Annotated in this window: 17 protein-coding genes; 12 read left to right on the top strand and 5 right to left on the bottom strand. The window is 44.6% G+C overall.

The genetic code is table 11. The features are described 5' to 3' along the window. The first annotated feature begins 46 nt into the window (after positions 1 to 46). The 8 genes from ACFQ0C_RS18715 to ACFQ0C_RS18680 all read left to right on the top strand — a co-directional run bounded on the left by ACFQ0C_RS18715 (position 47) and on the right by ACFQ0C_RS18680 (position 11,836). Positions 47 to 1,066 (top strand): LacI family DNA-binding transcriptional regulator, encoded by a 1,020-nt coding sequence (locus ACFQ0C_RS18715; protein ID WP_379368526.1) that lies wholly within the window; start codon positions 47 to 49, stop codon positions 1,064 to 1,066. Between the two features lie 163 nt (positions 1,067 to 1,229). Further along, a complete protein-coding gene (locus ACFQ0C_RS18710) occupies positions 1,230 to 2,573 on the top strand; it encodes an ABC transporter substrate-binding protein (protein ID WP_379368525.1) in 1,344 nt (447 codons plus the stop codon). Positions 2,574 to 2,682: 109 nt separating this feature from the next. Next, positions 2,683 to 3,540 carry a carbohydrate ABC transporter permease gene (locus ACFQ0C_RS18705; protein WP_379368524.1) on the top strand — a complete coding sequence of 286 codons (858 nt, stop codon included), beginning with the start codon at positions 2,683 to 2,685 and terminating at the stop codon, positions 3,538 to 3,540. Positions 3,541 to 3,554: 14 nt separating this feature from the next. Continuing rightward, the gene (locus tag ACFQ0C_RS18700) at positions 3,555 to 4,382 is read left to right on the top strand and encodes a carbohydrate ABC transporter permease (protein ID WP_379368523.1); all 828 of its coding nucleotides are present in this window, start codon (positions 3,555 to 3,557) and stop codon (positions 4,380 to 4,382) included. Between the two features lie 26 nt (positions 4,383 to 4,408). Then, a complete protein-coding gene (locus ACFQ0C_RS18695) occupies positions 4,409 to 5,425 on the top strand; it encodes a sialidase family protein (RefSeq protein WP_379368522.1) in 1,017 nt (338 codons plus the stop codon). Between the two features lie 53 nt (positions 5,426 to 5,478). Beyond that, a complete protein-coding gene (locus ACFQ0C_RS18690; protein ID WP_379368521.1) occupies positions 5,479 to 6,402 on the top strand; it encodes a dihydrodipicolinate synthase family protein in 924 nt (307 codons plus the stop codon). A gap of 251 nt (positions 6,403 to 6,653) precedes the next feature. Next, positions 6,654 to 8,507 carry an exo-alpha-sialidase gene (locus tag ACFQ0C_RS18685; RefSeq protein ID WP_379368520.1) on the top strand — a complete coding sequence of 618 codons (1,854 nt, stop codon included), beginning with the start codon at positions 6,654 to 6,656 and terminating at the stop codon, positions 8,505 to 8,507. A gap of 56 nt (positions 8,508 to 8,563) precedes the next feature. After that, positions 8,564 to 11,836: an S-layer homology domain-containing protein gene (locus ACFQ0C_RS18680; protein ID WP_379368519.1), complete on the top strand. Its 3,273-nt coding sequence runs from the start codon at positions 8,564 to 8,566 to the stop codon at positions 11,834 to 11,836. A 240-nt stretch (positions 11,837 to 12,076) separates the two neighbouring features. On the opposite strand, the gene ACFQ0C_RS18675 is transcribed toward ACFQ0C_RS18680, so the two are convergent. Then, positions 12,077 to 13,060, bottom strand: a complete 984-nt coding sequence (locus ACFQ0C_RS18675; RefSeq protein ID WP_379368518.1) for a formylglycine-generating enzyme family protein — start codon at positions 13,058 to 13,060, stop codon at positions 12,077 to 12,079. Between the two features lie 90 nt (positions 13,061 to 13,150). Continuing rightward, complete coding sequence (locus ACFQ0C_RS18670) at positions 13,151 to 14,362, bottom strand: ROK family protein (protein WP_379368517.1); 1,212 nt, start codon at positions 14,360 to 14,362, stop codon at positions 13,151 to 13,153. Between the two features lie 290 nt (positions 14,363 to 14,652). Between ACFQ0C_RS18670 and ACFQ0C_RS18665 the strand changes: the two genes are divergently transcribed. From ACFQ0C_RS18665 to ACFQ0C_RS18655, 3 genes are all read left to right on the top strand, one after another. Then, the gene (locus tag ACFQ0C_RS18665) at positions 14,653 to 15,393 is read left to right on the top strand and encodes a class I SAM-dependent methyltransferase (RefSeq protein ID WP_379368516.1); all 741 of its coding nucleotides are present in this window, start codon (positions 14,653 to 14,655) and stop codon (positions 15,391 to 15,393) included. A 6-nt stretch (positions 15,394 to 15,399) separates the two neighbouring features. Next, positions 15,400 to 16,374 (top strand): MBL fold metallo-hydrolase, encoded by a 975-nt coding sequence (locus ACFQ0C_RS18660; protein ID WP_379368515.1) that lies wholly within the window; start codon positions 15,400 to 15,402, stop codon positions 16,372 to 16,374. Positions 16,375 to 16,918: 544 nt separating this feature from the next. Then, positions 16,919 to 17,857 carry a Ger(x)C family spore germination protein gene (locus tag ACFQ0C_RS18655; RefSeq protein ID WP_379368514.1) on the top strand — a complete coding sequence of 313 codons (939 nt, stop codon included), beginning with the start codon at positions 16,919 to 16,921 and terminating at the stop codon, positions 17,855 to 17,857. A 47-nt stretch (positions 17,858 to 17,904) separates the two neighbouring features. On the opposite strand, the gene ytvI is transcribed toward ACFQ0C_RS18655, so the two are convergent. Next, on the bottom strand, positions 17,905 to 18,948 hold the full coding sequence (ytvI, locus tag ACFQ0C_RS18650; protein ID WP_379368513.1) for a sporulation integral membrane protein YtvI: 1,044 nt from the start codon (positions 18,946 to 18,948) through the stop codon (positions 17,905 to 17,907). A gap of 80 nt (positions 18,949 to 19,028) precedes the next feature. Then, positions 19,029 to 20,339, bottom strand: a complete 1,311-nt coding sequence (locus tag ACFQ0C_RS18645; RefSeq protein WP_379368512.1) for a hemolysin family protein — start codon at positions 20,337 to 20,339, stop codon at positions 19,029 to 19,031. 261 nt (positions 20,340 to 20,600) lie between these two features. Here ACFQ0C_RS18645 and ACFQ0C_RS18640 point away from each other — a divergent pair, with 261 nt between their 5' ends. Beyond that, on the top strand, positions 20,601 to 21,389 hold the full coding sequence (locus tag ACFQ0C_RS18640) for a DUF1836 domain-containing protein (RefSeq protein WP_258211267.1): 789 nt from the start codon (positions 20,601 to 20,603) through the stop codon (positions 21,387 to 21,389). A gap of 169 nt (positions 21,390 to 21,558) precedes the next feature. Here ACFQ0C_RS18640 and ACFQ0C_RS18635 read toward each other — a convergent pair whose 3' ends face one another. Continuing rightward, positions 21,559 to 22,080 (bottom strand): phosphatidylglycerophosphatase A family protein, encoded by a 522-nt coding sequence (locus ACFQ0C_RS18635; RefSeq protein ID WP_379368511.1) that lies wholly within the window; start codon positions 22,078 to 22,080, stop codon positions 21,559 to 21,561. Positions 22,081 to 22,114 lie beyond the last annotated feature (34 nt).

Here is a 22,114-nt window from a genome sequence, read left to right as displayed (position 1 = left end):
CAAAACGTATTAGCATAACGATTCAGCTAAAAGTGGAGAGTGAATTATGGCTAGCGTAAAGGAGATTGCCCAGCTTGCGAACGTATCTCAGGGTACGGCTTCTATGGTGCTTAACGGTAAAGGCGATCAATATCGGATTTCCGCAGCCACACAGCAAAAAATAATCGAAGTTGCCAGGCAAGTGAACTACCAGCCCAATATATCAGCCAGACGTTTACGCAGCGGTGGAGAGACAGTATTACCGATCATCGCCTTGTTCTGGGCACTTGATACTCGTACGGCATTGATCAGTCGAGTATTGAAGGGGATTCAAGATTCATTCACTTGTTTGGAAGAGGAATACGAGCTAATGATTCAGCCTTATGTAGGAACGAGGCTATGCGAGGTTCGGAGCTTGCTGACAGGAACACGGTTCAATGGGGCCATTATCGCTAACCCTACGGAACAGGACGAGGAATTTTTGGATCAGGCCAATCTGCTCGTTCCTATCGTATTGTACCAGCGAAGCTCGGCTAAATATTCTTATGTGAATGTCGACAGCTTTAAGTCAGGGGAGAACGTGGCAATGCTGTTTGCAAGCCGTGGACATAGCCGGGTCGGAGTGATCGTTCCGAATGTATCCTCCAAAGCGATTCGACTTCGTAAGGAAGGCTTTATGGCTAAAGCCGGTGAATTGGCATTGGCAATAGCTGAGCAGCATCTTGTCTATTCGGACTTCTCGGAAGAGGGCGGGTATGAAGCGATACGGATTTTGATGGAACAAGAGGGTGAATTGCCTTCAGCAATTTTCGTAATCAGCGATCAAATGTCAGTTGGCGCTCTGATGGCACTGAATGAAGTGGGAATCAGGATACCGAAGGATATCGAGATCGTGGGCCATGACGACGATGAAGTGACACGTTTTACGATTCCACCGCTTACAACGGTTCATCTTCCTGTAGAAAAAATGGCGAGTGAATGTGTGAAGCAGTTAACCAACTTAATGCAGCATAAGTCCAACTCGACGGTTTCACATCTGTTTGAAACTCATTTGGAAATAAGGCAATCTTGCGGAGGCTATAAGTAGAATAAGCGCTCCGCTATTCCGGACAAGAAAGACAACGCTTACATAGCTTGTCTGACGCAGTCTATTGAATCTGCTTACTAGAAGCTTTGATATTTGACGGTGTCTCGTCTGTAATTGAAGCTCTTTAAGAAATATATAAATCATGTTTAGGAGGAAAAAAAGTATGACGTTAAAAAGGGTGCCAACATTACTCGTATCCGCAGCACTAATGGTAGCTTTCTCGGGGTGTCAAAGCAGTGGAAATAAACCAAGCGCACAACCGGCAGCTTCCAACACTCCGGCAGCAACAGCTCCGGCACCAAGTGGACCGGTCAAAATCGATTATTGGGGCGGTTGGACCGGCCCTGACTTAGAAACGATGAAAGGCTTGGTAGATAAATATAATAAAGAGCAGAACAAAGTCCAAGTCGAATTTACCTCATTGCAATGGACTCCTTTATTCGCAAAGTTCCTTACGGAGATGAAAAGTGGTCATCCGCCTGATGTTCTGGCCATGCATCCGTTTGAGCTTGGTCAATTTACCGAAATGGGTGTGCTTGATCCGAAAACTGCTGAAACTGTAAAGATGAATAAAGCGGATTACTCGGATTATGCATGGGGCGGTACGTTCTACAAAGGTAAACAATATGCTGTGCCTTTGGATGTGCATATGCACGGTCTTTATTATAACAAAGATTTATTTGAGAAAGCAGGCTTGTCGGCTCCGCCCAAGACGGGAGAAGAGCTCATTGCCATGGCTCAAAAGCTGACTGTGGACAAAAACGGCAAACACCCAAATGAAAGCGGATTCGATGACAAAAACGTTGAGCAATACGGACTTGGATTCGCTATGAATCATCATGTCTTTTATCAATTTTTCGCTTTGATGAATCAGCAAAATGCCAATCCGTTTAATGAAACGATGACCAAAGTGGATATAGACGTTGATAAAGCGGCCAAAGCTTTTGGTTTCTTACAGGATCTGGTCTTCAAATACAAGGTTGTTCCAAAAGGCGAGAAATCGAACATGGATGATTTTGTTGCCGGAAAAATCGCAATGACCGTAGATGGTCCTTGGAATATGCCAAAGCTGGAAGCTACTCCAAACCTTAAATGGGGAAGCTCAGCGTACCCTAAAGTGTTTGAAAAACAAGCGGCATGGGGTGCAGCAGAAATATTGACGTTCCCGTTGAATGAAAAAGGAGATCCGAACAAGAAGGCTGCAGCTGCCGAGTTTGTTAAATGGCTGGACAAAAACTCCGGTGATTGGGCTAAATCAGGCCAACTGCCTTCAAGTAATGCGGGCATGGAAGTGGCTAAGAAAATGGTCGGAAGAGATGCTTTTGTCGGAAGCCTGAACAGTGCGTTCCTGCTACCTGCACATCCGAAATCTGCTCAGTTATTCTCAAGCACGGCTCCGAGCCCGATTCTGACTGCTGCTCAAGATGCGATTCTAAACAATAAGAATACTTTGGAAATTGCCAAGCAGCTGAAGAAAGACATGGAAAGTATATTGGCTGACAAGTAAAAGTCTTTTGGCAAGTATCACAAGCGACATGAAGGCAATAGTGGACATGGCCGGTTGCGGCTGGCTATGTCTATCATCTAAGTATTTTAGCGAAAGGGTTGTAGACTCTATGAGAAGACAAGGAAAGGTCGCGGCATTGTTTTTATTGCCTTACTTGTTGATATTCGTTGTCTTTCGTTTTGGACCGAGTGTGGCAGGGCTGTTCGTCGGTTTTACCAAGTGGAATATTGTAGGTAATGCGACGTTTGCGGGTTTAAATAATTTCGAAAAGCTATTTCGTGATCCCAACTTTTATATTTCTTTGAAAAACACATTGGCCTTCTTGCTAATGACTTTACCGGCACTAATCGTTCTCAGCCTGCTGCTAGCCGTGCTGCTGAATCAAAAGCTGCGCTTTCGTAATTCGGTCAGGACAATTGCTATTATCCCATATGTGCTTATACCTGCGGTTGTAGGGATCATATGGAATTGGTTGTATGATAACAATTTCGGCATTCTAAATTATTATTTAAAAGCTGTTGGCTTAAGTCCCGTGGAATGGCTGACGAGCGATAAATACGCTCTGTTCTCGGTGGCTATTGTTACTATATGGTCCTACATGGGATATAACATGATTCTATATCTTGCCGGGCTGCAGGACATTTCTGCGGAATTGTATGAGGCTGCAAAAATCGACGGGGCTAACAAGATGCAGTCGTTTATGAGTATTACGTTACCGCTCTTAAAGCCAATCACCTCGATGATTATTACTTTGACGTTAATTAACACGATTCAAGTGTTCGATCAGATTTTTGTCATGACCAACGGTGGGCCAGGAACGGCGACCTTAACGCTTGTTCAGTACTTGTACGGAACGGCTTTCCAGAATTATAACCTTGGCTATGGCTCAACCTTGGGCATCGCTATTCTGGTAATACTGGTCGTGCTTGTACAAATCCAGTCCAGATTTCTGAAGTTGGATGACTAGGAGTGAAACTAAATATGCATATAAAAAAAATTCTCGTATATCTGGTTATGGCTTTTACGAGCGCTGTATTCCTGCTGCCATTACTTTGGTCCGTCATCTCTTCTCTTAAGCCGGAAGCCAAGATTGTGAGTTATCCTCCGCAATGGATTCCGGATCATTTTACACTTGAGAACTACGTGCAGGTTTTGCAGAAGCACCCCTACCTAAGCTGGATGCTTAACAGCATTTATATGACAGTAGCTTCCACGGTTTTTGTTCTCGTATTAACAACGTTGGCAGCTTATGCGTTCGGACGGTTGGAGTTCAGAGGTAAGAAATTAATATTTACGCTTGTGCTCTCTATGCTATTGATTCCGATTCAAGCTTACATTGTTCCATTATTTCTGCTCGTATCGAGTCTAGGTATATTGAATACGTATTCCGCTATTGTATTGGTAGCCGGTGCGAATGTGACGAGTGTGTTTATTCTAACCAGCTTTTTTAAAAGCATTCCGAGAGAGCTTGAAGAGGCAGCCCGCATTGACGGCTGTCAGGAATTCGGTATTTTTGCCAAAATCATGCTTCCGCTTTCCAAGCCAGCGCTTTCTACGGTAACGATTCTTATGTTTATAACGAACTGGAATAATTTCTTGTGGCCGCTTATTGCGATCAGAGAAAATGCTTTGAAGCCTTTGACGGTAGGAATTGCCCAGTTCATGGGTGGAGCTAACTCTACCGCACAGTTTCAATACGGAACATCTCTTGCAGGTGCTTGCATGGCCATCATTCCGTCCATTATCGTTTTTCTTTCCTTGCAGCGTTATTTCGTTGAGGGAATTGCGAATACAGGGATTAAAGGCTAGATATATAGTTGGGGAGGCGAAGCTCCATGATTAAAGAAGTTGCTAAAACCTATGTTTTTGAAGCAAACACATCCTTTAAAAGCTGTCATGCTTCTCATTTGGCACTGCTTCCAGGTGGGGACATCCTTGCGGTATGGTTCGCAGGAAGTGAAGAAGGTGCCGATGATGTTGCCATTTGGTGTGCAAGGAAGCATAAAGGAAGCTGGTCGGCGCCTTATCGATTAGCTGATGAGGAAGGGCTGCCGCATTGGAATCCCGTTTTGTTTGTGAAACAGGATGGAGAAATTGTGCTTTATTATAAAGTGGGACGATTGATTAAGGAATGGTCTACCCGTTATAAAATTTCCCGGGACAATGGTTTCACATGGGGCGAGCCTCTTGAGCTAGTTGAAGGAGATCGTGGGGGAAGAGGAGCTGTTCGCAACAAGCAGATCGTGCTTACGAATGGTACTTGGTTGGCGCCGGCTTCAACGGAGAATGGGATCTGGAAGGCTTTTGTTGATAGTTCATCAGATCAAGGGAACAGCTGGGTTAGAAGTCAGGATATTGGTATCGGCAGTTTCGACGAAAATAGCAGCATTGAAGAGGTTACAGACAGTAATATTCCCGTATCCACGCAGTCGTTTTATGGAAGAGGTGTGATTCAGCCGACGCTTTGGGAATCTGAGCCTGGTAAGGTTCATATGCTGCTAAGAAGCTCGGAAGGCCGAATTTATCGCAGTGATTCCTCAGATTACGGAAAAACCTGGAATGATGCGTACCCAACACAGCTTCCTAACAACAATTCAGGCATTGATCTTGTAAAGATGGATAACGGGACACTGGTTCTTGCTTATAATCCGGTAGAAACCAATTGGGGACCTAGGACGCCACTTGTACTGGTGTGCTCCAACGACAACGGCGCTTCATGGGGGAATGAGCTTGTGCTGGTGAAGGGTGAAGGAGAGTACTCTTATCCTGCAATCCTGTCGGATGGAAACGATATCTACGTCACCTATACTTGGAAAAGGGAAAATATCGCCTTTGTACAATGCTCGCTTTAGCTTAGAGCCATAGAGAAATGAACAGTCATACTAAGGGTAGTGGAGGAAAATAAATGAAACCAAATATTTCAAAAGGAATATGGCCAACCATGGTTACTCCTTTTACAGAGTCCAATGAGATTGACTACGAGGCTACTGAACGTCTCATTGAATGGTTTATTTTAAATCAGGTTGATGGACTTTTTGCGGTATGCCAATCCAGTGAAATGTTTTTTTTGACACTGGAAGAAAGAGTGAAGCTGGCGGCATTTGTTAAGGAGAAGGCAGCAGGACGTGTCCCTGTAATTGCTTCAGGGCATATTTCGGATAATTTTGATGATCAGATCAAAGAATTGAATGCAATGGCTGACACAGGAATTGATGCACTAGTTCTAATTACGAACCGACTTGCTCAGGAGGGCGAATCGGATGAGGTTTGGAAAAGAAACTTGGAAAGTTTATTGAAGCAAATACCCGCGGATATCGCTCTTGGCTTTTACGAATGCCCCCATCCCTACAAGCGTCTTATCTCGCCGGAGCTATTGAAATGGTGTGCGGGTACAGGAAGATTTCTGTTTCTCAAGGACACCAGCTGCGATGTAGATAATATGAAGGGGAAATTGGAGGCCGTACAGGGCGGCGGTTTGCAAATATATAATGCTAACACGGCTACCTTGCTGGAAACCTTGAAGCTTGGTATTACTGGATACAGTGGTATTATGGCTAATTTCCATCCTGATCTTTACGTATGGTTACAGCGTAATTGGCTGGTTAAACAGGAAGAAGCGGCTCAATTGGTCGACTTCCTAAGCATGGCGTCCTTTATTGAAAAACAATTATACCCTGTTAATGCCAAATACTATTTAATGCTGGAGGGTATTCTTGATAATTATCACTGCCGATCCAAAAACCATGATGAATTTACCGCAACCAATAGGCTTGAGGTAGAGCAGCTGTACCGACTGTCCAAGAGCTTGTCGGAGAAGTACCGGATTTAGCAACAAGAGGCATTTTCCGATAATCTGTGTTCGTGTGGCTGCGCACTACATCAGATTATCGGAGTCCTATTATTTAATGATGTAAACGTTATCACAGCAGGAGGATGCTTCAGCTGAACTTGAAAGGGGGTGGGACGATAAGTCGATGGGAGAAAAAGCAGTCCTATTATGAAATGGTTGAAAGTGCAAGATTATGGAATCTTACATCCCTAATAGAGCTTTTAAGATTAATTGAAAGGAAGTGCAGTAAGTTGAAAATAAAAAGACGTATAAGCCTTCTATTATTTCTGATGATGACATTCAGTCTGTTTCAAACAGCAGCGATCGTGTCCGCAGATCCTGCAGCGATGGAGGGAATATTTAAAAGAGATATTTTCCCTTATCACAATGAGCATAACCATGGCCCTTCTATGGTAGAGCTGAAAGACGGCACCTTGTTTGCGGTTTGGTTCAGAGGAGAAGGCGAGAGAGATGCTAACAATACAAGACTTATGGGAGCCAGATCGAAGGATGGCGGAAAAACATGGACAGCCCCTTTCCTGGTTTACGATACATATGATTTCCCGGATATTAACCCGGTCTTGTTTGTGGATAGCCAGGATCGGTTATGGCTTTTCTATTACATCGTGTTAAACGGTCAATGGGTTTCATCCCAACCGAGATATATGTATGCCGATCTTGGCAGCTATGAATACGAGATCACCAATGGCAGCAATCCCAAATGGCATTATCCTGAAGTAGTTTATATGAACGTTGGCGATACAATGTCAGGTGCAGGCTCGTATGCGAACGGACAATGGAATTATCGTATTAAAGGCTCGGAAATCAGACATGTCCTGCCTAGCAAGGTTACAGCTGCGACACCTCTGGACCCTTCGAAATATGTAGAAGTAACTTCACAATATAATCCTTCGGATATACGCTATGTTACAGACAGCTTCGTAGTGGAGATGAAAAATGAATACGATAAATACTTGAATTATTTAACGACGGCAAAGCCTTACGATGATGTCTATGCGGGCAGAAGCCAAGAGATTGCTGATTTGCTTAAGAACGGGAAATACGTTATGAACGCCAATGGCATCGGCTATTCAACCTACGAGCCTCCTATTATCAAGAACTCTATTGAGCGGGCAGCAGGTGCGGATAACGATTACAAAACCTGGAATCCGGCGTATAACCGTATGGGCTGGCAAACGAAAAACAAGCCATTGGAGATCGATTACAATGGCAAGAAGAGATTGCTGCTGCCTCTTTATTCCGATTCCCTGGCCAACTCGGTCTTTATTTATACCGATGATAGAGGAGCAACCTGGCAAATAAGCGAGCCTGTTGTAGGATCCGGTACGATTCAAGGCTCCATGATTCAATTAACCGATGGTACAGTTCGCGCCTATTTTAGAAGCGGTAAGTTGGATGGCAGAAATGGACGTCTTGCTTGGCATGTGTCCTATTCGGAATCCAAGGACGGCGGGGCTACCTGGAGCACCGCAAAGGTTGATCCTTATTTGAAAAATGACGGCGGCTTTGAGTTTGCCAAGCTTGCTAACGGTGACTGGCTTGCCCTGCATAATCAAGAGGTGAACCGTGATCTTCTGAAAAGCGGACACAGAAATTCTGTGAGTTTATCGCTTTCCAAGGATGAAGGGAAGACATGGAAGTCGATATTGATTGATGAAGATCCGCTTAAGGATCAGACGTATCAATATCCATCGGTAATTGTTGGAAGCAACAATGAGCTGTTGATGATTTATTCCCACCATTCATCCTCAGGCAAAACGATGGGCTTTGCAAGAGTGGAAGCCAGCGAGATGGAAAAATTGTTCGGAGCAACTATGACTGCTTCAAATGCGGGAGTTGCGGTGGGTCAAACATTAAATATGTCCACTACTAGCAGCAAGCAGCTTACAGTTGAATTGACTGTAGACGGTGTTGTCAGAGCAGACGGCGGTAATGTGTGGAGTTCAGATACCCCTGCTGTTGCATCCGTTGACCAAACAGGCACCATCACAGCCAAGAAAGCAGGTACGGCATTAATCTATGTGAAAAGCGTGAAATACGGAACTTTGCTGAAATGTCTGGTTACGGTCACTGATGCTCCTTAAGTTGACAGAGCTACATGGAAAGGTTCGACGAAGTTACTTTTAAAGGGGAAATGAAAATGAATAAAAAGATAACGTTTGCCTTACTTCTTGTTATCTGCTTGAGTCTAGCCGGAACAAGCTTTCCCGTAAATGCCGCAGATGCAGGAGCAATTACAGGTGTTCTTAAAGTGGATAGCACAGCTGTGAATATATTTGAGCCTATTAAAGACGATGGGGATAACGGCGACCATGTACACGGCTCCAGCATAACAGAATTGCCAAACGGCGAGCTGATTTCCGTATGGTTTCAGGGAAACGGTGAGCGTGACGCAACTACGACAAGAATTATGGGAGCAAGATCGCTAGATGGAGGAAAAACATGGAAAACTCCGTTTCTTATGGCGGATTCCAAGGATATTGCGGATATTAATCCCGCTGTGTACGTGGATGCAGGCGAGAGACTTTGGTTATTCTGGTATCCTGTACTGGCAGGCAGATGGGAGACCTCTCAGCCTAAATACGCTTATGCAGAAAAAGGGAGCTATGAGTTTGCTAATGTTGGCAATAAAAAGCCCAATTGGACATGGTCCGAGGTTATCAATGTAAAAATCGGGTTGATTACCGGGGACCCGGTTAACCCTGATAACGCTATTGACTTCATCAGTCCCCGGTTGCAAAAGGGATATGTAAATACTTTGAAGCAAAAGCTTGCCGAATTTAAGGCATACAACTTTAAGCCCGTAGATCAAGGGGGAGCAGGCGTTAATGCAAGGATTAACGGAGAAGACTTTGACGGATATGTCGATCAAATTATGAAGCTGGCTGGAGGCAATTCAACAGTTGATTCCTATGCTCCAAGCGTTGCCGATAAGATTTGGAAAGGACGTTCCGGCTACCCATTGGCTCGCCGTCTTGGTTGGCAGACAAAAAATAAACCGTTCACTATACCAACGAATGGCGGTAAGGTGCGTATGCTGCTTCCTTTATACTCCGACACGTTGGAGCAAAGCATTTATGCTATTACGGAATATGATCCGTCCAAACCGCTCCAAGACAATGAGATCCATTGGGAATTCAGCGAGCCTATCGTAGGGGATGCCATTATTCAAGCATCTATGGCACAAAGAAAAGACGGAACATTGGTTGCTTATTTGCGTGACAATGGTGCGGCTCCTTATCGGGTAGTATCTTCCGAATCGAAGGACGGGGGATTTACTTGGACCATAGGTAAAGATGTACCAGAATTAATTGATCCGGGCGTAGGCCATGATATGGTGCAGCTAAAGAACGGTAACTGGGCGTTTGTCCATGTTGATGCGCAAAAGAGGAGAAATAGCTTGGCTGTAGCTCTTTCAGATGATGAAGGAAGAACATGGAAGTATAGAAGACATCTTGCGATCGATTCACGTGCTAACCCTGGCGATTATCATTATCCTGCAATTACAGAAGCCAAGAATGGTGATATTCTCATTACCTTTACCCGTGATTTTGCAGCAAATGATGGAGCACTTAACGGATTTAACAATATCATGTATTCAAGAGTCACGGAGGATTGGATTAAACAAGGCGATGCAGATGGCAAACTGGTAGTTGATTTTGAAAAAGTTGAGCTTGATATCGCCGTTCCTTCGTCGTTCTCTATTGGCACAGCGAATGACAAAACACTAAGAGCTATGTTGCCTCTGACCGTAAAAGGATATATGTCCTATGGCAAAGGTCCTGTTAACGAAAAGATGAACTATGTAGATCTGCCGGTTAATTGGGATTTGAATGCTCTTAGATCAAATTTCAAATGGAATTCTTTTATTAAAGAAAAAATCACTGGAGTTATAGATCTGACGAAGCTTCCAGCAGGCATTACGAAGGAGCAGATTCCAGCCTTTCAGCCTTTGCTAAGAGGAGTTTATTACTATCAGGATCCAGCCGCACAATTGATTGTGGATTTAAAGGACTCCAATGTTATTACAAATGCTGGAGTAGCGCCTGTATTGCCCTCAGTCGTTACCGCAGTATACAGCGACAATAAGGAAGCGTCCGTTGGTGTTAAATGGCAGCCGATTGATCCAGCCAAGTACGCTGCAGCGGGGACATTTGATGTATCCGGTGATGTAACAGGTACGAATTTAAAAGCAGCGGCACACATCACAGTGGTCGAAGTCGAGAAGCCGAGAGTATTGGTCAGGCTGAAGGATGAGAGCATTACTACGAGTGTCGGAAAAGCACCTGTGCTTCCATCGGTCGTAACAGCAGTCTATAGCGACAATAAGGAAGAGCCGGTTAAGGTAACTTGGGAGCAAATCGATCCTTTGAAGTATTCAGCTCCGGGAGATTTTGACGTACGTGGTTCTGTTAAAGAGACGAATATTAACGCAGTGGCACATGTTTCCGTAAAACCAATATTGGTTGAAAAGGTTGTTTTGGATCAAAGCAGCATCAGTCTCTGGAGAGGCGAAACAGCTCAATTAAAAGCTACAGTAACTCCGGATAATGCGACTAATAAGATGGTATCGTGGAGCTCAAGCAATCCTACTGTTGCTAGCGTAGATGTGAACGGTCTAATAACTACAATAGCCAATGGAGAGACAGTAATCACCGTCAAAACGGTTGATGGAAACTTCGAGGCGAAGGCTAGCATACAAGTTAGAACAAGGAGTAATAGCAAAGGCAGCAGTTCAGGAGGAGGAGGATCGTCTACACCACCGACAACGACTCCAGCCACACCGGATACAACGGCACCAAAACCAGACGAAACCAAGAAACCTGAGACTAAACCTGACAGTGGTCAAAATGAAGGCAGCAAGCAAATATTTAACGATATTGCAGGGCATTCATGGGCTCAAGAGGCAATCAAAGCTTTGAAGGAAAAAGGAATTGTAAACGGAACCTCGGAACAAACCTTTGAACCGGATAAAAATATATCCAGAGCAGATTTCCTAACCATGCTTGTAAGAGCTTTAGGTGTAAAGGCAGAGTTTACATCCAATTTCGAAGATGTAGCGAAGAGTGATTACTTCTATGAAGCATTAGGCATATCTAAATCCCTTGGGATCACTGATGGAGTGGACGGTGTCAAGTTCAATCCGTTAGCCGAAATCTCCAGACAAGATTTAATGGTACTTGCTGCTAGAGCATTGAAGCTTTCTGGAAAAATAACTGCATCGGGCACAGCAGCAGATTTGAATGGCTTTACAGATGCTAAAGATATTGCGGCTTATGCTCAGGAAAGCGTTGCAACACTTGTGAAAGCTGGAATTATCGAAGGTAATGATAATAAGGTCAATCCTCAAGGAAAAGCAACGAGAGCTGAAGTTGCGACTATTGTGTATCGGATTCTTAATAAAATAAAATAAAATAATGATGTGAATGGGCTATCCCGCAAAGTTGTTCGGGATAGCCTGTTTATATATGGGTTACCGTAAGGTGATTAACTATATATAACATACCACTTATTAATCGTCTTATTTGTACTCTCCAATTGCAAGCAAATTCAAAAAAAACAATGAAGATTATTCCTCTTGGAAGAGCAAGAGGGGTAATCTTCATTGTTTGATCCAGGAAAGTTCTGGTTGCTGATGTTCTAATCTTTATTCCTAAGCGTCCGCTGCACAGCGAAAGCCCATGTTTCCTGCTGAGCTGTCCGGCGTGTTAGAGCTTCGTGCGGCAACGCGGTAGCGGTTGCAATAGGATTTATGGCATAAGTAGGAGCCTCCCCGCATGACACGGGCCACGCCTTGCTGCGGGCCTTGCGGGTTTGAGCGAGGACCGTTAAGATGCCACGTTGGGTTGAACCAGTCGGCGCACCATTCCCAGACGTTGCCCGACACATTATACAGACCATAGCCATTCGGCTGAAACGAATGTACCGGAGCAGTTCCTGCGTAGCCGTCGCTTTGATTGTTTTTGTCAGGGAATTTGCCTTGCCAAATGTTGCATAGATGCTCGCTGCCCGGCTTCAGCAAGTCCCCCCAAGGATAACGCTTTTGCACAAGTCCGCCCCGCCCTGCATATTCCCATTCCGCTTCCGTCGGCAGACGTTTGCCTGCCCATTGGCAGTAAGCGGAAGCGTCATTCCAGGATACATGGATTACCGGATGATCCAGCCGATCCTCGATGGATGAATCGGGGCCTTCCGGATGCGCCCAATCGGCTCCCTCTACGTTCCACCACCAAGGTGTGTTTTGTACAACATGCTTAACTTGGGCAGCGGTTTCGGCGGATACAAACAAATGGAATACGAATGACCAGCCGAAGGTCTCCGCTTCCGTCTTGTAGCCCGTAGCACGGATAAATTCACGAAATTCCGCATTGGTGACGGTGTAAGGTGCAATGTAGAAGGGGCGAATGGAAACAGAACGTACAGGACCTTCTCCATCCTGTGGAAAGCCTTCCTGATCATCCGTTCCCATCAGAAATTCGCCTCCCGGCAAATAAATCATTCCATCTGTTGAAGGTGTATTGGATTGATTGCTGATAGGGGGAGAGGTGTCCGATCCATTGATACTGTCTAACTTAATACTTTGTGCAGCCGATCTGCTCGTTGAGCTGCAGCAGGATGGTTTTGTCGGTTCGTTCATAATTATCCTCCTTAGGGCGTTCCTTCCGAAAGCCAACTTCGTAGTACATGCAGGGCGTTGCCGTAGAAAAGCTTACTTATTATGTTAGTTTTACACTTCCGTCAATTGATTAATGACCATGATTGCGGCACCGGTGACTAACGCTTCCTCACCCAAATGGCCTTGACTGAAAACGACTTGATAATTTGGATAATGGTAAGTATTACGTATTGCAACACGGGTTGCCATTTGAAAGAAGCTAGGATGGCTGCTGATCAATGATCCGCCGAGAATTACTTTCTCCGGATGCAATATGTTCAACAGATTGGACAAGCCAATGCCAAAATAGGTTGCTGCTTGTGAAAAAATTTCCACGGTTAGCGGATCACTGTCCTTCAAAGCTTGAACCATGTGCGTGAAGCTGACCCTATCCGGATCTTTCTCCATATACCGAAGGGAGCTTTCACGTCCTTGCTTTAACCGGGAGTGGGCCTGCTGCTCCAAAGCATAAATGGAAGCGAATGTTTCCAAGCATCCGTAGTTGCCGCGATCATCAAGCCTTGGGCCATCCGTCTGAATAATCATTTGACCGATAGAGCCTTCCATATCGACAGCGCCATAAACCACTTTTCCATTGGACATCATAGCGGAACGAATTCCGACGCCTACATGGACGTAGAGCAAGTGCCTATAGTCGCGGTTGCGATCCGACCAGGATTCACCAATAATTGCAGTGTTCGCACCATTATCGAGTGAAATAGGGAACCCAAGCTTCTCCTGCAAGAAGCTGGTTATATGAACATCCCGCCACCCGGCTGCCGGAAAGTACAGCGGCTCGAGAATAACTCCTGCGAAACGGTCCAATGGTCCAACAGCACCGATTCCCATGCCAAGTACTGCATCTGCAGCAATTCCGTGAGCTTTCATCATAGCGAGTGTTGTGTCTGCAATTTCCATTAAGAGGCGTGTTGGGGTCATACTATCGTCCATCACCCAGCTTTTGGATTCCAGTTTATTCATATGTAAATCGCATAAAATCAGCTTGGAGCTCATCCGGGAGATGTCAAGCCCGAATACATAGCCAGCGAGTGGATTTGTCTGGTACAGAATCGGCCGTCTGCCTCCAGTTGATTCTCCGAAACCAGCTTCGACCAACCAGTCCTGTGCTGTTAATTCCTCAAGGGTTCGAGTCAAAGTGCTGCCCGTCATTTGGCTTTGTTCTAACAAATCAATTTTGGAAACAGTGCCTTGACGCCGAATGAGCTCATAAATTTCCTTGTGCTTGCGGCTGCCGATTCTTTCATGAATGGATAATAACTGCATGGTTAACTGTAACCCCCACTTATTCCCGGAAAGCCTTATACGTCAAAGTTTCCCGCAGCATCTTATGTTACTTTTTTATTTAAACATTGTAGTATAGCTTGTATTTAAGCTTACATTATACACCAGTAATCATCTCTAAACCATAGAACAAATATGCGAATCAGCCATTAGGATTGTTACATCCATACGAAATTTGGTAAGATAAGATTGCTGTATTTGTAAATTCATACTAATCAATGTTCATTACTATAGGATAGTTTTATTTTCAGAAACGCTAAGGAGAGAAGATCATGTCGGAATGGTATAAAAAAAGCTTTGGCGATGATTATTTATTAGTTTATAAACACCGGGATCTTGAGGGAGCGTATAACGAGGTCAAACGTATGATAGAGTGGCTTCAGCTGCCAGCCGGGGCCGAGGTGCTTGATTTATGCTGTGGAATGGGAAGGCATTCGATGGCGTTGACAGACTTCGGTTTTAAGGTTACAGGTGTTGATTTATCCGATGTGCTGCTGAGGGAAGCAGTCCGGATGGATACGGAAGAGAAGGTTCGTTGGCTGCAGGGGGATATGCGCGAAGTACCGTTAACCGAAACTTATGATGCAGTCGTTAACCTGTTTACTTCGTTTGGTTATTTTGAAGAGGCTGGCGAGAATGAGAAAGTATTAAAGGAAATTCACCGGCTGCTTTCACCGGAGCATGGACAGTTTATTATAGACTTTTTAAATCCGGATCATGTTGTGGCGAATTTGGTTCCTTTTTCGAAGCGGGAGGAAGGGGAATGCACAATAGAGGAAACTCGCAAAATTGAGGATGGCTTTGTGCGGAAAAGCATAGTGATCCGTGAGCCTGGCACGCAGGAGCGGACCTATTCAGAGCAAGTAAAGCTGTTTGGACTCGATACTTTCTTGAGGATGTTGGATCATGCAGGACTGGAAGTGCAGCACGTGTATGGAGGCTACGATGCTTCTGCTTACAATAAAGCCGATTCGAAACGGATGATTTTCGTTGGGCGACGGAAAGGAATTTAATGCAACATGAGCCTATTTACCTTACATAATGAATCAATATATCAGATCAAAGCGCCTCTTCCCTTCCCGCTTCGCTGGGTCAACAGCTATTTGATCCGTGGTAAGGACGGTTATACGTTGATTGATCCCGGACTGCATACGGAAGCTGCGGAGCAATTCTGGGAACAAGCCATGCATGAGCTTGGTATAGGCTTCCGGGACATTGAGCAGATTGTGTTGACTCACCACCATCCCGATCATTATGGGCTTGCCGGTTATTTTCAGGAGCGCTCGGATGCACCTGTCCGTATGTCGGCCATAGGCTACGAGCAGGTAGGGCTGCTGTGGGGAGAAGGGCAGCCAATGACCGCTTCCTTGCTGCGTCTCTTTACCAGTCACGGAATGCCGGAGGAAATGCTGCTGTCCATGCAGGATCATATGGACAGCTTTGTCTCCCTGGTATCCCCGCAGCCGAAGGTTTCGATTATGACCATAGGCGATAGCATAAAGCTGGGTGATCATGAGTATGCAACCCTGCACACGCCAGGCCATGCCGCGGGGCATGTGTGCTTCTACCGGGCCGAAACGAAAGAGATGCTGTGCGGGGATCATGTAATCCCGCAAATATCACCGAACGTCAGCTATTTGCCAGCTGGCATTGATGAGAACCCGCTGGGCAGTTTCCTGCAGAGCCTGGAAGCAATCGGACGCTACGACGTGGCATGGGCTTACCCGGGGCATCGGGAGCCTTTCGAGAAGTTCTCTTTGCGTACGCAGGAGCTTATACAGCATCATGAGTCCCGTTTGGAGCTAATGCGGGAGATGCTGCTTGAACGACCGTTAACGGCCTACGAGGTATGCCGGAATACCTTCGGTAACAAGCTGACGCTTCACCAGCTAAGGTTCGCTCTCTCCGAGACGCTGGCGCATCTTATTTATATGCGTGAGTCGGGAAAGATTAAGCAAGTAGAACAGGAAGCTTGCCTATATTTTCAAGCATAAGTCAGCATTAGGGTATGCAATGAGCGAGCAACCTGGTTTAGTTACACAAGAGCTTTAAATCTCTAACGTTCCATGATCACGAGGGATTTTTACATGGATAGCGGTGAAGCTTCTATGAGCCCTGAAGGATTTAAACGGAACAGTGAGTTCCGTTATTCCACCTGCCGCCTCTAATTTAACGCGATAGCGGAAGTCGCAATTCCGTTAAGCTAAGGAAATAGGGAAACTATACACAAAAACAGAGTGATAAAGGAACTAGCCGTTCCGCTATCACTCTGTTTTTTGAGCTTTCCTGCTAATAAAGGAACAAGTACTTCCGAGATATTGTCCTTTGCTTCGGTGGATGCAGCATTGCTATATATCGGGACATCCGGGTTCCTCTAGCAAGTCCGTAATTGCTCTTGCCCGGCTATGCACCACCTTTGAACATCCGGGTTTCACGCTTGTTTGAAACATGCCCAACTGTGAAATCATGCATGATTATGGTTGAATTTGGGAACGATGAGACCATCCGTCTTGATTATTAGGAAAGGATGTAAGAAGGATGAGGATGGTCGATGGAGGAAGTTTGCTGCTTGCTGCAGCAATGCTATTGCTTTTATCCGGATGCTCAGATAATCATGAAACCAAAGCCGCTGTATGGGCCGACACAGCAGCCAACACATCGTCTCAGGTAATAGCTGTAGATGTATCAGAGCAAGGGGAAGTGAGGATGACGAGCCTGCCGCAAGGAATAACTGCGTTAAGCGCAGCAGAAGAAGCACCGCAGGTTGTTCTGCTGGGTACTGATTTTGTAGAACGGAATGGCACCTTGCCAAACGGCGGAAAGCTGCTTCAGCAGAAGTCTCAGCCGCCGAATGGGCCGCAACCGCAGCCTCTCATAGCGATGGTCGAGGGCGCGGCTGATGTGTTTATGAAACAAGCTCCGACCTCGGCGTGGCTGCCGGAGCTGCAGCTCATAGAAAGTGGCCTGCAGCAGTTTCAGCAGCGTAGGGATGATGGCTATAGAAGGCACGATACCCTTGTACCTTACTTGAGGATGCATAGCCAGGACAGCGGCGCAGCAGGTGTTGAAGTGAATGCTGCCGTACTGCGTGGTCGTGGGCCTGCTCTCTTCTTAAATACAGATGAGCTGGAGCTGTTAGCTTGTCTGGATGGACAGACAGTGGAGTCAGGCGGACGAAGACTAAGCTGTCATACAGATTGGAGCAGCAATGGAGATTTGAAAGCTCCCAGAATTAACGCAGCTGTTACGGTTACAGTAGGGAAAAATGATCAGCTGATGCTAAAAAGGGATCTCTCAGAGACGCCCATGGCTCGAAGTATGAGCGAGCTTGTTCACAAATTGCAGCTGCAAGGAACAGATCCGCTTGATATTGGACGAACGGTTCGTTCTCTTTACCGCGGTGTTTGGACTCAGGAGCGTTGGAGGCATGCTTTTTCACAAGCAGACATAGCTATCAGGCTTCGTTTAATTTCATAATTCAAAAAAACGACCGGCCGCAATATAGGGGGCTGGTCGTTTTTTCATCACAAATCAATATTAATTTTAACAATCCCGGACTTCTTCAATGCTTGAAAAAATATAATGACAATCGGACCGAGAAACAAACCGGCTACACCTATTAATTTAAAGCCAATGTACAAGCTGGCCAGAGTGGCTAGAGCACTTATCCCTACGGCGTCGCCCACAATTTTGGGCTCAACAATTCGCCGGAATACAGTGATAACAAGAAACAAAACTAGAAGACCGATAGCCAGATTCAAGTCCCCTTGAATAAAGCTGAATGCAGCCCAAGGAACTAGTACGGAGCCTGTACCTAGAATAGGCAGCAGATCAACAAATATAATAATTAGTGCTATCGCCAAAGGATAACCTGTTCCAAGAAACAACAGCCCTATTAAAGTCACTATGTAAGTAAGAACGCTGATCAGGATTTGAGCTTTCAGAAAACCGATAATCGCTTCGCGAAGATGACCCAGCACATTTTCCATTTTACCGCGGGTGCCCTCTGAAAACAAAGACAGGAAGGTGCGTTTTATTTGCTCCAATCCAATGCTGATCAAGTAAAGCGCTATAATAAATACAATGAAAAATATTAATAAATTAGGCAATGTTTTAGCCACATTCAAGATCATTCCCGAAGCGGAGGAGATAATACGATTGAGGCCGTCCGTTAAGGAATCCACTCCCATGACCAGCCCGCTTTGAATATAGCCCGCCCATTCTTCAGGAAATGATCTATAGATAATCCCTTGACCTGTCAAGGCTTCCTTCACGAAAAGATCCACTTCATTGAGTATCATGGGAATTTTCCCTACGAATTCAACAAACTCCAAATAAATTTTCATCCCTATGAGAAAAAAGGCGCAAAGTATCCCGGCAATCAATAAAGAGCAGGTTAATGCAGCACTTGCAATTCGGTTGAGCCGGAGCTTTTTCATAGTCCATAGTACTACCGGTTCCAATAAAATGGCGATAAGCAGGGCCAGCAGAAAAGGAAAGCCAACTGTAAAAAGTCCATACAGTACTAAGATGGATACAACAACAAATACAATCGTCTTTAGAGGCATCAAGTTCTCTCCTTAAAGATAAAGCCGGGATGGATCCCGGCTTCCAATCATTTTATCCCTATTTTTGCTAATTATAGCTGTTAAGGCATTTCTACAGATGAAGCAGGCGACAGCTTCTGAATTTCAATTTTACGTATCCTGTGGCTGTCTTTTTTTAATATTACGAAGGAAACATCGTCATAGTTCCATGCTTTCCCGGCTTCCAGATCAGGAGCTTGAGTATACAACCATCCGCCAATGGTATCGACATCCTCATTAATCAGGTTGGTGCCCAGTAAATCATTAACCTCGTTCAATAAAACTTTTCCATCAAAAATATATTTGTTATCATCAATTTTTTCGATTTCCTTCACTTCATCCGCATCAAATTCATCCCTAATTTCTCCAACAATTTCCTCAAGAATGTCTTCCATCGTAATGAGTCCCGAGGTTCCGCCATACTCATCGACCAGAATCGCAATGTGAACGCGTTCTTTTTGCATTCTTTTTAACAAGGTGTTTACCGGGATATATTCAGGGACTGTGAGAACAGGCTGAACCAACGATTTAAAATCGAATTGTTCCGGATTATTATCGTAATTTAAGAAGAAATGCTTCGTATTAATGATCCCTACAATGTTATCCTTGCTCTCTTGAGCGATAGGAAAGCGAGTGTATTGCTCGCGGCGAATAATTTTCAAATTTTCCTCAAGTGAACGGTCTGAAAAAAGACAAATCATATCGGTACGAGGAACCATAATTTCTCTGGCCAACATATCGTCAAAAGCAAATATTTTATTTACATAACCATATTCGGTTTTATTGATTTTGCCGCTTTGATAGCTTTCCGAGACGATGATTTGAATTTCTTGCTCCGAATGCGCTTCCTCGTGCTCGGTTGCAGGCTTCAAGCCAAACAGCTTAATTAACTGATTCGCAGAGCCGTTAAGTGCCCAGATAAAAGGGTACATGATTTTAGAAAACCAAATGATAGGAGTTGCTGTCAGCAAGCTGATCTGCTCAGCTTTTTGAATAGCTAATGATTTAGGAGCCAGCTCACCCAATACTACGTGAATGTAAGTAATAAATACAAAAGCAATAACGAAAGATACAATTCCGTTCAATTCCTCGCTCAAATTAAGTGATTGAAACAAGGGATGGAGGATCTTTTCAACCGTCGGTTCACCGAGCCAGCCTAATCCTAAAGCGGTGATAGTTATGCCCAACTGACAAGCGGACAAGTAGCCATCGAGATTGCTTATTACTTTCTGTACTGCAACTGCGTTCTTGCGACCCTCAAGTACCAGCTGGTCTACACGGCTCGAACGCAATCTGATGATTGCAAATTCCGTTGCAACAAAAAATGCAGAAAGCAAGATCAAAACTGCCACGAGAAACAAATTTAAGCCCATATCAACCGTCCTCAGTAAAAAGTATTTGAACTTATCTTAGATGAGTTCTTATGAACTTATTATAATACATGTCATAGGAATAATAAAACGCCATGCAGCGCTTTTTTAATCAGAATGGGGTCATTTTGATTCATTACAAGCGCTAATACTAGGGATATCTATAAATATCTCCTTTGACAAACCATTTCCTTAGTTTTATGATGAGTTCAAATGAACTTATCATATAAACGAATGCTGCAATGGTAGAAGGAGGAGCTCATATTGGAAACTTTTACTCTTACCCGTAAAGAAATGGCAATTATGCTCCTCTCAATGAAAGGAAGAGCAACTAAGACCCCTATCATGGTTTTACGGGAAGCCTGGAAAAAAAACCATCGAACTGATGTAGAGCAAGGTACTCCCTTATCTGCTTTCCTGTCGACTCATCTTCCTCCGGTTCTGGAAAAAATGATCAAAAGCGACAGTGTAGGTGGCTTTTCTTTACTGGATATAGTATCTCTTGGTAATCAAATAGAATATACAAATGTGTCCATCACTTCCATGCAAAATTGGGTCAAACGAGATTTTAAAGATTTTTTAGGATCGCCCAAGGAAGGGAAAAAATATTCAATAGATCAAGCCGCTATGCTGTTTATTATTGACGATCTGAAGAACTGTCTGGATTTCGAATCCATACGTAAATTATTCCAGATTACGTTCCAACAGCCAGAAGATGAAGCGGATGATCTGTTGGGGCCTACCGAATTATATGTTGCCTACTCAACCCTGTTTGAAGAAATGGATGCTAACAACGACCAGCTGCTTGATGTGCAGGGACATGGTGCGGGTAAACCTAATTATGATGCATTAACGGAATCGACCATTCGGCTTAAAGCAGACCAATATGTATGCAATCTCAGTCATTTGAATCCTCAACAAAAAGAGGCGCTCCGCAATTTGCTGTTTATTTCGATGGTTTCCGTGCAAACCGCTTATTTTCATTCTTTAGCGAGAAGATATTTAAACGGAACTTTATTTCTTCACAACCTGCATGGCTCAAATGATAAGTGAGTAAGGAAATTCTAAGCGTTTGAATGAGCTTTAACCAAAATGGCTGGAAAAGAAACCCTTGAACCAAGAGAATGTTGGTCTGCATACAAAAATAGCCTCCCTAACCACTAGTAGTGGGGGAGGCTATTTTATTTCATCTACGCTAATGTCATAAATTAAGGGGAAAGCGTTACGGTTGAGACTGCTGCTCTTCCTTCTCAGCTTGCTTGCGATGGGCGATCCGGCTGCTTGCGGCTGCCGCGATCGCTCCTACGATGTCATCGAGAAATGTATGCTTATGCTCACCGTGTTTATCATTGAGCATTTTGAGAATCCCAGGCTTCAGCTTATCTACATAACCGAAGTTTGTAAGTCCGATGCTCCCGTACACATTGACGATCGACAAGGCAAGTATTTCATCGCAGCCATACAATCCCTCATCGTTTTCGATCATTTCCTGCAGAGGAGGGAGCAGCTTGCCTTCCTCTGCAAGTATATCCAGCTGAATTCCTGTCAGGATCGCATTTTGCACCTCGCGTTTTTGAATAACCGCTTCGACGCTTATAATCGATTCCTCCATTGTCAGGCCCGGGTAGTAGCCCTTTTGCAGAAAAAAGGTTAATTCCGCAATATCCTGTATGGTTACGCCGCGCTGCTTCAGCCAGTCATTCGCCGCCTCTGCAACCAGCTTTGAATTCAAATTGTAGGTCATATAAATCTCCTCCTGAAGGCTAGTGTCTCATCAA

The organism is Paenibacillus sp. GCM10027630 (assembly GCF_042676305.1).
Taxonomy (GTDB): domain Bacteria; phylum Bacillota; class Bacilli; order Paenibacillales; family NBRC-103111; genus Paenibacillus_S.
The sequence above is the reverse complement of the archived record's forward strand: the minus strand, read 5'-3'. Positions and strand labels throughout refer to the sequence as shown.